An 11,295-nucleotide genomic window follows, 5' to 3' on the forward strand; every position below is an offset into this window, starting at 1 on the left:
AAAAAAAAGCCCGGCGTGGCAGCCGGGCAAAAAAGGGTATCAACAAGTTCAATGAGGGTTGGAGCACCCGCGAGAGGTCAGCTCACGGGGTATAACAGAGGGTGGCGATTATTTGTAGATAACCGCAGTACCGCTAACTTTGTTGTTGGTGTTAGCAGAGGTGATGGCATAGCCGGTAGCACCCGCTGCGGCAGCTTTCTGCGCCAGCTGAGCTTCCATACCATCCAGAGTCGTCGCGCCGTCAACGGACACGGTACCCATTTCATTCATTTTCTGAGCCTGAGCCTGAGTCACGGGTTGGGCAGCAAAAGCACCAAAAGACAGGGCTGACAGGGCGATAGCAGCAACAGCATATTTAACGTTTTTCATAATATTAATCTCTCGCAGGTTGTTCCGTTCGGGGGACGATGTCTTCGTCGATGTGATAAGTATCACGTTTTTCATGGGTGGAATAAATCGAAGAGAATTGATGACCATGATCAAAAAAATTGAATGATTATTAATTTATTGATTATTAATAAAATATTCGCGGTGTGAATGTGTTGGGCGTAAATCAGCCGAAAGATGGGCAGCCGAAGGCACAATTTGCTACTTTTTTTGCCAAAAAGTGTACTTGTAAAGATAACCGATTGCTCTGTATGTTGCGGTATGGATTTGTAATAAAGCCTGGTTGCATGGCTTGTGTTTGAGATTATATCCTGATTATTTTGGTTATTGTAAGTTTTTATGTTTCCATTTTAAATGGCGCTAGCGAAGCGGCAGGCACTGCCGCTGCATGAGTTTTTCTGCGCCCATCTTCTTCATATATTTTGAGAAATATTGGCAGGCTTTAGATCTCAGACCACTCGCGCAGCAGGTTATGGTACAGATTGAGCAGTGAAAGCGCCTCTTCCGACTCACCGTGCCGACTATTGAGCGACTGGATATTCCGGTCGAGTTCAAACAGCATCGCGCGGCGTTTGTCATCGCGAACCATCGACTGAATCCACATAAATGACGCTAGCCGTACGCCGCGCGTCACCAGTGTGACGCAGTGCAGGCTGCTGGAGGGATAGAGGACGAGGTCGCCTGCCGGGAGTTTGACCACATGCTGGCCGTAGGTATCGTTAATCGTCAGTTCACCACCGTCGTAACTTTCCGGGTCAGACAAAAACAACGTGGCCGACAGATCGGTACGCATCCAGCCGCTATGGGGATGCTGGCGTACCGCGCCATCGACGTGAAAGCCGTAGGTCTCCTGCTGCTGGTAGCGGTTGAACAGCGGGCTGGAGAGGGTTTTTGGCAGCGCGGCGGCAAAAAATAGCGAATGACGATTGACCGCTTCCTGCACGCGGCTCTGTAGCGTCATGTAGCGTTCGCTGCGTGTATCAACCTGTTGATTGTTCTTCACCTGGGCACCCTGCGCCCCGACGGTCGCTCGGCCGTCGACCCATTGCGCCTGGTTGAGTTGCGCGACCAGATCGCGTACCTCGTCCGCGCTCAGCACGCCGGGAATTCGATACATCATGGCAGTGTCTCCTGAAAAAAGTGGGGCTTTCGCCCCACACAATCACTTAGAAGTGAACGTTAGCCGTTAGCACGAAGGTGCGCGGTTCACCCGGATGATAGCGATAGCCGCTCTTGTTAATAGAGGCGACATAATCGGTATCGAACAGGTTATAAACGTTCAGCTGCAGGTCCAGATTGCGATTGACGCGGTAGCCAAGCTTGGCGTCCGCAACCCGGTAGCTGTCGGTAGAGTCCGGCGTACCCACCGCGCCATCTTTGCCACGATGCATGCTGCCGATATAGCGCGCGCCTGCGCCGACTGAAAGGGCATCGGTCGCCTGGTACTGGCTCCATAATGTAAAGGCATGCTCCGGCGTGTACGGCAGGGAATCGCTTTGATCCTGCGCCACCTCGGTGCCTTCACGCACCGTCGCGCGCTGCTGGGTAAAGCCGCCAATCACCTGCCACTCCGGCGTAATGTTGCCCGCAATGGACAGCTCGTAGCCCTCTACACGCTTGGTACCGTACTGGGAGTAGGTACCGTCGTCGTTGGCTTCGACATCGTTTTCAATGTCGGTGCGGAAAACGGCGGCGGACAGCAGCAGACGCTTGTTCAGCACCTCCCATTTGGTTCCCGCTTCGCTGGTTTTCGCCTTCTGTGGTTTGAAATCGGTACGGTTAGCGCTGCTGCCGGAACCACCCGCCGCCAGCGCGAAGTTGCTGCCGCCAGGAGGCTGCTGGGAGATGGCGTAGTTGACGTAAACGTTGCCATTCTGCGTTAAGTTGTAGAGCGCACCGGCTTTCCAGTTCACCAGGTTGCCCGACTTGACGGCATCCACGGTGGTGACCGGGGTATTTTTGGCGACGCCTGCCGGGCAGGCGATAGCGCCGCGCCCGGTGCCGCCGCACAGAGAAGCGCTGTCGTACTCGGTATGATAGCTATCCAGGCGAATCCCGCCGTTGAGTTCAAAATTGCGGGTAATTTGTAGCGTATCGAAGGCGTAAATCCCGAAGGTATCGGTCTGGCCGTTTGCATTTGCCCCGCTGCGTTGCAGGCTGCCTAACGAAACGCTGCTATCCGGGTGATACAGATTCACCGGCGGCGCGGTAAACGGGTAAACGCCGTAGTTGGTTTGCTACTCGTGAGTGAATTCCATGCCGGTACTGATATCGTGGCCAATGGCGCCAGTGTAGAACTTCGAGGTCAGGTTGGTCAGGTTGGTCTGGTTGGTGAGGATCTTGTTGCTGACATCTTTGGTGTTGATGTTGCGCGTCCAGGTCCAGGTATTGACGTTACTCGGGTCCGGTCGGCCAATGTTGCTTGCGCCGCCCATTATCGCCGTCATCATGTAATCTTGCTTGATCTGCGACCAGCGGGTGGTGTTGCGGACAGTGGTCGTGTCGTTAAAATCATGCTCGAAACGCATCGTCACCGTATCGGTGGTGGAGTCGTCGTAGTCGGAGCGGGTGCCGTAGAAATTGTGGGTGTCCACTTTGCCGGAACTGTTCAGCGCGGAGGTCGCGGCATTGGGCGCGGAGTAGCCCGGCAGGCCCACGGTAGGTACGCCGCCGTCTGGCGTATTGTTCTGGCTAACGTGCAAATAGTTGAGGTACAGACGATTCTCGGTCCCCAGGCCGAACGCGATGGAGGGGGCAATGCCGTAGCGCTCGTTTTTAACGTTATCACGCCCGGCGTCATGCGTTTTTTCACCCATTAGGTTTAAACGCACGGCGGTGGTTTCACCGATCGCTTCGTTAAGATCCAGCGTACCGCGTCGATACCATGCGCTACCCGCGCTGGCGGAGGCATCAATACCTGAATCCAGGCGCGGCTGCTTGCTGATCATGTTGATCGAGCCCGTTGGCGCGCTACGACCGTAGTCGGATCCCGACGGCCCCTTGATCACCTCGACCTGCTCGGTATTGAACGTATCGCGGGTTACGCTGCCAATATCGCGGATGCCGTCGATATAGATGCTGTTAGAGGTATCGGCACCACGCATATAGATGGTGTCGCCCGTCGATGAGCTCCCGTTTTCCCCGGCAAAGAAGGCGCCAACGCCCGGCACGTTTTTCAGTGCGTCGGTCAGGTTGGTGGCTCCCTGATCTTTGAGCACCTGCTCTGAAATCACGGTCACGGTACGCGTGGTGTCGGCAATTGGGCGACTGAATTTTGGGTCAGCGGACCGGGTTGGGGCATACAGTGAAGGAACCTGAGCTTCAACAACCAACGTATCGCCGGCGTTTTTTTCTTTACCCTCGTCGGCCTGAACGGGAGGCGTCAGGCCGAGACAAAGGCCGGTAAAGAAGGTGAGAGAACCAAAGCTACTGAACGGGGTAGTGCGATTTTTTTTCCATATCAATGAGCGTCTTATAATTTTTTAAAGCCATTTAAAAATGACAATCGGGGATCGTCTTGCTCCCTTTGCCACTGCAGGTTGTTTAATTTTTATTAAATGATGTTGATAATGATTGTGATAATCATTATCAAATCGGCGTATCTTTTATCACTCATCGCATTAAAAATAAATACATTTGTTTACATTTTCTTCATTATTTATACATAAATCTTACATTGTTGAGGGGGATTACCGCTCACTCATACAGCGTTGCCGAACCGAACAGTTTGTTTTTCCCACCGGCAACGTCGACCACAAAGGCTATCGCGCCGGCTTTGTGCGCTTTGCTGGCAAGCTGCTGCTGAAGATCGTCAAGGTTGCTGGCACCGCTGGCCGTCACGGTCCCGACCGGGCGAAAAGGTACGCCAGAAGCGGGTGTGGGATGGGTGCAGCCGGTGGTGGAGGTCACGAGCAGTATGGCGAGAAAAAGTCGATGAAAGGTGTTCATGGCATCCCCTCCTGATAGCAACAGGGAATACCTTAATTGTAGGTCGTTGATGGAAAAAAACTGCCACCGGGGTGGCGGTTTTTCATCAGGAGCGACGGGCGTCCGGGCGAATTAAATCAAAGCGATGGCTCTCGTCAATGGTGTAGTAGGCAGAAGGCCCGCCTGCGCGCAGCACCGGCTGAGCGCGTGCGGTCTGGTAGATGCCGTTTTCCAGCAGCGATTCATCAATATGAATGCCAACCACTTCGCCAAGCACCAGCCAGGTATCCACCGCGGTACCGTCGGCACCGGTGAGCTGAATACATTGCGATAACCGGCACTCAAAGTTCACCGGGCTTTCCGCGACGCGTGGCGCGTTGACGACCCGGCCTGGCGCAGCGGTGAGCCCGGCACGGGTAAATTCATCATCACCGTGAGGCAGGGTGGCTGAGGTTTCATTCATCGCTACCGCCAGGCTGCGGGTCGTCAGGTTCCAGACGAACTCTTTGGTCTCGACGATATTCTGCACGCTATCTTTCCAGCCGCTGCTGGCAAAACCGATGATCGGTGGGTGATAGTTAAAGCAGTTGAAGAAGCTGTAGGGGGCCAGGTTATGTCGCCCCTCAGCATCGACAGATGAAATCCAGCCAATCGGTCGCGGCCCTACGATGGCGTTAAGCGGGTCGTGTGGTAACCCATGGCCCTGGGAAGGTTGATAAAAATACATAGCGCACCTGTTATCAATAAGCAGTTATTCAGACTCCCTTATTTACCGCACCGTCGTCAACGGGTATCTTACGCCGCACTAGGACAGGAGAAAGTCATGAGTACCCAAAAACCGGGGTTGCACCCGCGTAACCGTCATCACAGCCGCTACGACCTGGACGCGCTGCGTCAGGCCTGCCCCGCGCTGAGCGATTTTATTACCCTCAACCCGGTTGGCGAGCAAACCATTAATTTTGCCGATCCGCTGGCGGTGAAGACCCTGAACAAAGCCTTGCTGGCGCACTTTTATGCGGTAAAAGAGTGGGATATTCCGGAAGGTTTCCTCTGCCCGCCAGTGCCGGGGCGCGCAGACTATATCCATCACCTGAGCGATCTGTTAAGCGATGAAAACGGCAACGTGGTGAAGGGCGCGAATATTCTGGATATCGGCGTTGGCGCAAACTGTATTTATCCGCTGATTGGCGCGCATGAATATGGCTGGCGCTTTACCGGCAGTGAAACACATCCGCAGGCGTTTGCCAGCGCGCAGGCCATTCTCAGCGCTAACCCCTCGCTGAACCGGATGATCCGTCTGCGCCGCCAGAAAGACACGTCGGCGATGTTCAACGGCGTGATCCATAAAAACGAACAATACGATGCCACGCTGTGCAACCCGCCGTTCCATGATTCTGCCACCGCGGCTCGCGCCGGTAGCGAGCGCAAACGCCGCAATCTGGGACAGGATCGCGATGATGCGCTGAACTTTGGCGGCCAGCAGCAGGAGCTGTGGTGTGAGGGCGGGGAAGTGGCCTTTATCAAGCAGATGATTGCCGAGAGTAAAGGCTTTGCCCGTCAGGTGATGTGGTTTACGTCGCTGGTGTCGAAAGGGGAAAATCTGCCGCCGCTGTATCGCGCGTTAACCGACGTGGGGGCCGTCAAAGTGGTGAAAAAAGAGATGGCTCAGGGGCAGAAGCAGAGTCGCTTTATCGCCTGGTCGTTTATGGATGATGAGCAACGTCGTCGTTTCCTGGCGCGCAAACGCTAAGAGAACACGCCGTTTACCCCGAGGGATAAACGGTGTGCTTATCAGGATACGTGCTGCAGGAACTCTTGCAGACGCAGGCTTGGCGGATTTTTCACCAGCTCCTGTGGATTGCCATCTTCGGCAATCCTGCCTTTATCAATAAAGATCAGGCGAGACGCGACTTTTTCGGCAAAGCCGATTTCGTGGGTCACGATAACCATCGTCATCCCTTCTTCCGCCAGATCCTGCATCACTTTCAACACCTCGTGGCGCAGCTCCGGGTCCAGCGCCGAGGTGGGCTCATCGAACAGCATCATTTTCGGCTTCACCGCCAGCGCACGCGCAATCGCCACGCGCTGTTGCTGGCCGCCGGAAAGCTCGGATGGGTAGTGGTGCGCACGTTCCGCCAGGCCCACCTTTGCCAGCAGATCTTTTGCCAGCTTCTCCGCCGCCTCTTTTTTCAGGCCGCGTACGCGGACCGGCCCGAACATCACGTTTTCCAGTGCTGTCAGGTGCGGGAACAGATAGAACTGCTGGAACACCATACCGGCTTCCTGACGAATCAGGCGTTCGTCGACCTTCGGATCATTCGCCTTCAGGCCGTCGACAATCAGATCGCCGCTGGTGATCTCTTCGAGTTTGTTGATGCAGCGCAGCAGCGTTGATTTACCCGAGCCGGAAGGACCGATGATCACCACCACCTCACCCTGCTTGATGTTCAGGTCGATGTTATGCAGCACCTGGGTTTGACCAAAGTGCTTAGAGACATTTTTAAATTCAATCACAGGATTTTCATCCTTCTTTCCAGGCGACGCAGAATAAAGCTCAGCACGAGCGTAATGATCAGGTAGAAGACGGCAACGGCGCTCCAGATTTCCAGCGCACGGAAGTTACCGGCGATAATTTCCTGGCCCTGACGTGTCAGCTCGGCAACGCCGATGACGATAAACAGCGACGTATCTTTAATGCTGATGATCCACTGGTTACCCAACGGTGGCAGCATGCGTCGCAGCGCGAGCGGCAGAATCACGTGAATAATGGTTTCGCGGCGAGAGAGCCCCAGCGCCAGTCCTGCTTCACGGAACCCCTTATGAATAGACAGTACCGCACCGCGGGTAATTTCCGCAATGTAGGCGCCGGAGTTGATCATAATGGTGACGACCGCAGCGGTGAAGGGGTCGATACGCAGATCGTTAAATGCCATAGGGAGCGCAAAGTAGATAAACATCACCTGGACGACGATCGGCGTTCCGCGGATCACTTCAATGAAAACCAGCGCGATGTGGTTGGCGATCCAACCGCCAAATGAACGGGCAAAGCCCGCGGCCAGGCCAATGACGAGGCCGCCGATGAGACCGAGGATCGAAATCCACAGCGTCATTTTAGCGCCTTCAATCAGTAGCGGAATGGCGGGCCAGATGGCACTCCAGTCAAACTGCATAATACGTTCCTGTTACCGTGGTGAAAAACAAATTCCCAGCGCAGGGCCGGGGAAACGCCAACGAACCGCCGGGAAAATGTCGCCGGCGGTCGTGGAGGGTGTCGCTTATTATTTTGGTTCAGTACCGAACCATTTTTTGTAAATTTCGTTGTAGGTGCCGTTCTCACGCAGCGTTTTCAGTGCGCCATTCACCTTTTCACGCAGCTCGTCATTACCTTTAGAGAAGGCAATACCGTACTGCTGTGCTTCCAGCGATTCGCCTACCGCTTTGAACTGACCGTTACCGGCCGTTTTGATGAAGTAGAGAATGTTCGGGGTATCGTGCAGTACCGCATCAGCGCGGTTGGTGCCCAATTCCATATACGCATTATCGATGTTCGGGAACTGGCGCAGGTCTTTGGTTTTGATGTTTGCTTTCGCATAATCCACGGAGCCTGTACCGCCTTTCACCGCCACCACTTTGCCATCCAGATCTTTCACGCTCTTGATGTCATTGTTGTTGGCTTTCACCATCACCAGCAGGCCGCTTTTGTAGTAGCCGTCGGAGAAGTCGATCGCTTTTTTACGCTCGTCGGTAATGGTAATGCCCGCCAGCGCCAGATCGACGTTTTTGGTCTGCAGCGCAGGAATGATGCCGCTGAAATCCATTGGCTTCAGGGTGTAATCCAGCTTCAGCTCTTTCGCAATTGCAGCCCACAGGTCGATGTCAAAGCCGACATACTGATTACCCTGCTTGAACTCGAACGGGACGAACGCGGTATCCGTTGCGACAACCAGCTGTTTCTCTGCAGCCTGAGAAGAGACCGCAAACGCCAGAGTGAGTGCAGCCAGTGAAACTTTAAACATTGACTTCATAGCATTTCCTTTTATATCCACGGGGCAATCCCCTGCGATAACAAACGGCTTATGAAAAAAACGTGCCAACTTTACAATCAGTTGTTTCTTAACAAATAATGCTTTTTTCGTTGCACAACAGCGGAAAAAAAATGATAGCTTTGCACCAAATAAGGGCACCTTTGTGGTGCATAGAAAGCGTGTTGTTAAGTATGGCGTTTTTTAGCGCAAACGCAGAGGAGAAAACAATCTTTTATTAACGATTGTGTGAGGTGATCATTACAAATGATTTACTTTCGCGGGGTTTGTGTCCAAAAGGACGCACTTTTATGGTGCAAATCTCTCCGGCGGAGAGGCCGGAGAGAAATAAGATTTTCCTATGGTTATTCGATATTCGCCTCGATAAACCACAGGAATTTATCCAGATCGCGGGAAGCCGCGGTGAAGATATCAGCGGTGTCTTCATCCTTCGCTTCACTGATTGCTTTACGTACGTCGTTAGCGACAATCGCATAGCGTTCGGCCAGCGCTTTCAGGTGATCCTGCACGCTGGTGATATCCAGCGGATAGCTTTTCAGCGGCGTTTGAGCATTGATGACCTGAGTGGTCCCCAGCGCAATACCGCCGAGCTGCACGGCACGTTCAGCCATGGTATCCAGATGATCGGTGAGCGCCGTGCGGAAGCCATCAAGCATTTCATGCACCGCGATAAAGTTGGCACCGCGCATGTTCCAGTGCGCCTGTTTGGTAATCAGCGACAGATCGATAAACTGAAGAACCTGACGGTTGAGTAACGCAACGGTTGCCTGTTTTTCGCTTTCCGGAACATCGTTACGCGTATAGAGAAGTTGGGCGTTTTTGGTTTTAACCAGTTTTGCAGTACTCATAATCATATATCCTCTTGATCCGATACACCTATTAAAGCGCGTGTATCTGCGTCCTCATGAATTAACGAAAACAAGTATAGCACCGTGAGCGGGACGGTATTTTCTGATTCTGCCTATAGGTTTGATAGAGAGCGTGATTTGGTTTTTTAAATTCAATTAAAACAAGTGGTTATTGATGTTTAAAGGTGGTGGGTATTTTTATTAAATTATTTTTATTGATGTAAAATAAGAATTTATGCAGTTTGTTTTCGATATTATGCATAGTGGCGTGCACTATGCATAAATAAGATAAATCAACCGACGTCGACTTGTTTTATTTTACTTTCCTGACGCATTGTGAGCGTTGAACCCATTGACGCCATAATAATGGCCCCCAGCGCCATGGACTGGCTAAAGGTCAGCGTCTCACCGAGGAAAACCATGCCGGACATCGCTGCCAGAGCAGGCTCCATACTCATTAATGTCCCAAACGTACGCGTAGGCAGACGTGTCAGGGCAATCATCTCTAACGAATAGGGCAGAGCGGTAGAAAGTACGGCAATGGCTAAGCCCAGCGGCAGCAGCGACCAGTGGAACAGGGTATCGGCGGCCTGCATGGCACCCAGCGGCACAAAAACGACGGCGGCAATCAGTGACCCCATCGCCACCGTTGCCGGGCCGTGATCTTCACCAGCGCGACGGCCGCTCAGAATATAGACCGCCCAACCCGCGCCGGCACCGAGCGCCAGCAGCGCGCCGGTAAGGTCGACATGCGCGACATCCTGCCCCAGTGGCAGCAGGAACCACAGACCCATCACCGCCAGAACTACCCAGATAAAGTCCACCGGTCGGCGTGATGAGAACAGCGCCACCGCCAACGGCCCGGTGAACTCCAGCGCCACGGCAATACCCAGCGGAATACGCTGTAGTGACAGGTAAAAGAGATAGTTCATCGCCCCCAGTGACAGGCCATAGAACAGTAACGGAAGACGCTGCTCTTTAGAGAAACGCAGTCGCCAGGGCTTAAACACCACTACCAGAATCAGCGTGCCGAGCGCCAGGCGCAGCGCCGTGACGCCTGGGGCGCCAATCAACGGAAACAACGATTTAGCCAGCGATGCGCCACTCTGGATGGAGATCATAGAGATCAAGAGGACGAGTATCGGTAACCATGAGGGTAGCTTGCGGGGCGTGCTGGACATCTTTTTCCTGTCAATTTTTGTCAAAAGAGGTAAAACCGGCAGTGTAATGGAAATAGTCGGTGACGGTTGAGGAATTGTTGAAAAAAAATCGTCCTGAAACGAGTAGAATTTGCCGAGTCGATGAAAATTTCGTCTGTCAAATTAGGAATTATCTGGAAAATTAAACGTTATTTTTACCGTGATGAACATAAGATTTAACGTAAAAATATGTTTAAGATGAATGAGATAGGTGTCTGTGGAAAAGTTTTGTTACATCAAAGATGACCTTAGACATCGTCAGTTCCAAAGAGTTTCTTAACAATTTTTGATATATTTAAAACTTACGGACTTATTAGAAGCACATTTGAGGTGGTTATGAAAAAAATTGCATGTCTTTCAGCACTGGCCGCTGTTCTGGCTATTTCCGCAGGTACTGCCGTAGCTGCAACTTCCACTGTTACCGGTGGTTACGCACAGAGTGATATGCAGGGCGTCGCTAACAAAGCTGGCGGCTTCAACCTGAAATATCGCTACGAAGCAGACAACAGCCCGCTAGGTGTGATCAGCTCCTTCACCTACACTGAAAAAAGTGACACCCAGAACGGCGTGTACACCAAAGGTCAGTACTACGGCATCACTGCAGGTCCTGCTTACCGTCTGAACGACTGGGCAAGCATCTACGGCGTAATTGGTCTGGGCTACGGTAAAGCACAGGGCAACCAGTTCCCGAACAATGACAGCACCAGCGACTACGGTTTCTCCTACGGTGCCGGTCTGCAGTTCAACCCGATCGAAAACGTAGCACTGGACGTATCTTACGAACAGTCTCGTATTCGTAGCGTTGACGTTGGTACCTGGATCGTCGGTGCAGGTTACCGCTTCTAATCACTTCGGTGATACAAAAAGGGGTCTTTATGACCCCTTTTTTAA

Annotated in this window: 11 protein-coding genes and 1 pseudogene; 2 read left to right on the forward strand and 10 right to left on the reverse strand. The window is 52.8% G+C overall.

The features are described 5' to 3' along the window. Nucleotides 1-108: 108 nt before the first annotated feature. The 5 genes and pseudogenes from ybiJ to M989_RS20795 form a co-directional block, all read right to left on the reverse strand. Complete coding sequence (gene ybiJ / locus M989_RS20775) at nt 109-369, reverse strand: DUF1471 family protein YbiJ (RefSeq protein ID WP_064548464.1); 261 nt, start codon at nt 367-369, stop codon at nt 109-111. Between the two features lie 460 nt (nt 370-829). Continuing rightward, nucleotides 830-1,507 carry a PKHD-type hydroxylase YbiX gene (gene ybiX / locus M989_RS20780; RefSeq protein ID WP_064548466.1) on the reverse strand — a complete coding sequence of 226 codons (678 nt, stop codon included), beginning with the start codon at nt 1,505-1,507 and terminating at the stop codon, nt 830-832. A 46-nt stretch (nt 1,508-1,553) separates the two neighbouring features. Then, nucleotides 1,554-3,848, reverse strand: a pseudogene (locus tag M989_RS20785) (catecholate siderophore receptor Fiu). Between the two features lie 235 nt (nt 3,849-4,083). After that, nucleotides 4,084-4,335: a YdgH/BhsA/McbA family protein gene (locus M989_RS20790; protein ID WP_064548468.1), complete on the reverse strand. Its 252-nt coding sequence runs from the start codon at nt 4,333-4,335 to the stop codon at nt 4,084-4,086. An 85-nt stretch (nt 4,336-4,420) separates the two neighbouring features. Beyond that, nucleotides 4,421-5,041 (reverse strand): flavin reductase family protein, encoded by a 621-nt coding sequence (locus M989_RS20795; protein ID WP_064548470.1) that lies wholly within the window; start codon nt 5,039-5,041, stop codon nt 4,421-4,423. A 96-nt stretch (nt 5,042-5,137) separates the two neighbouring features. On the opposite strand from M989_RS20795, the gene rlmF reads away from it, so the two are divergent. Next, nucleotides 5,138-6,064, forward strand: coding sequence for a 23S rRNA (adenine(1618)-N(6))-methyltransferase RlmF (gene rlmF, locus M989_RS20800; RefSeq protein ID WP_064548472.1), 927 nt, complete (start codon nt 5,138-5,140; stop codon nt 6,062-6,064). A gap of 41 nt (nt 6,065-6,105) precedes the next feature. On the opposite strand, the gene glnQ is transcribed toward rlmF, so the two are convergent. The 5 genes from glnQ to rhtA all read right to left on the reverse strand — a co-directional run bounded on the left by glnQ (nt 6,106) and on the right by rhtA (nt 10,386). After that, entirely contained in the window at nt 6,106-6,828 is a 723-nt protein-coding gene (gene glnQ, locus M989_RS20805) for a glutamine ABC transporter ATP-binding protein GlnQ (RefSeq protein ID WP_064548473.1), read from the reverse strand. Next, complete coding sequence (gene glnP, locus M989_RS20810; RefSeq protein WP_064548475.1) at nt 6,825-7,484, reverse strand: glutamine ABC transporter permease GlnP; 660 nt, start codon at nt 7,482-7,484, stop codon at nt 6,825-6,827. Before glnP ends, glnQ begins: the two co-directional genes overlap by 4 nt. Before the next feature lie 108 nt (nt 7,485-7,592). Beyond that, nucleotides 7,593-8,339: a glutamine ABC transporter substrate-binding protein GlnH gene (glnH, locus tag M989_RS20815; RefSeq protein WP_064548477.1), complete on the reverse strand. Its 747-nt coding sequence runs from the start codon at nt 8,337-8,339 to the stop codon at nt 7,593-7,595. 362 nt (nt 8,340-8,701) lie between these two features. Further along, nucleotides 8,702-9,205, reverse strand: coding sequence for a DNA starvation/stationary phase protection protein Dps (dps, locus tag M989_RS20820; RefSeq protein ID WP_052284751.1), 504 nt, complete (start codon nt 9,203-9,205; stop codon nt 8,702-8,704). A gap of 293 nt (nt 9,206-9,498) precedes the next feature. Continuing rightward, nucleotides 9,499-10,386, reverse strand: coding sequence for a threonine/homoserine exporter RhtA (gene rhtA / locus M989_RS20825; protein WP_064548479.1), 888 nt, complete (start codon nt 10,384-10,386; stop codon nt 9,499-9,501). A gap of 354 nt (nt 10,387-10,740) precedes the next feature. Here rhtA and ompX point away from each other — a divergent pair, with 354 nt between their 5' ends. Further along, entirely contained in the window at nt 10,741-11,250 is a 510-nt protein-coding gene (gene ompX, locus M989_RS20830) for an outer membrane protein OmpX (RefSeq protein ID WP_064548481.1), read from the forward strand. Nucleotides 11,251-11,295 lie beyond the last annotated feature (45 nt).

The sequence above is a fragment of the Kluyvera georgiana ATCC 51603 genome (genome assembly GCF_001654985.1).
Classification (GTDB): Bacteria; Pseudomonadota; Gammaproteobacteria; order Enterobacterales; family Enterobacteriaceae; genus Kluyvera; species Kluyvera georgiana.

Coding starts and splice junctions, on each gene's coding strand:
- ybiJ (WP_064548464.1), bottom strand. CDS start 369: ATGAAAAACGTTAAATATGCTGTTGCTGCTATCGCCCTGTCAGCCCTG.
- ybiX (WP_064548466.1), bottom strand. CDS start 1,507: ATGATGTATCGAATTCCCGGCGTGCTGAGCGCGGACGAGGTACGCGAT.
- M989_RS20790 (WP_064548468.1), bottom strand. CDS start 4,335: ATGAACACCTTTCATCGACTTTTTCTCGCCATACTGCTCGTGACCTCC.
- M989_RS20795 (WP_064548470.1), bottom strand. CDS start 5,041: ATGTATTTTTATCAACCTTCCCAGGGCCATGGGTTACCACACGACCCG.
- rlmF (WP_064548472.1), top strand. CDS start 5,138: ATGAGTACCCAAAAACCGGGGTTGCACCCGCGTAACCGTCATCACAGC.
- glnP (WP_064548475.1), bottom strand. CDS start 7,484: ATGCAGTTTGACTGGAGTGCCATCTGGCCCGCCATTCCGCTACTGATT.
- glnH (WP_064548477.1), bottom strand. CDS start 8,339: ATGAAGTCAATGTTTAAAGTTTCACTGGCTGCACTCACTCTGGCGTTT.
- dps (WP_052284751.1), bottom strand. CDS start 9,205: ATGAGTACTGCAAAACTGGTTAAAACCAAAAACGCCCAACTTCTCTAT.
- rhtA (WP_064548479.1), bottom strand. CDS start 10,386: ATGTCCAGCACGCCCCGCAAGCTACCCTCATGGTTACCGATACTCGTC.
- ompX (WP_064548481.1), top strand. CDS start 10,741: ATGAAAAAAATTGCATGTCTTTCAGCACTGGCCGCTGTTCTGGCTATT.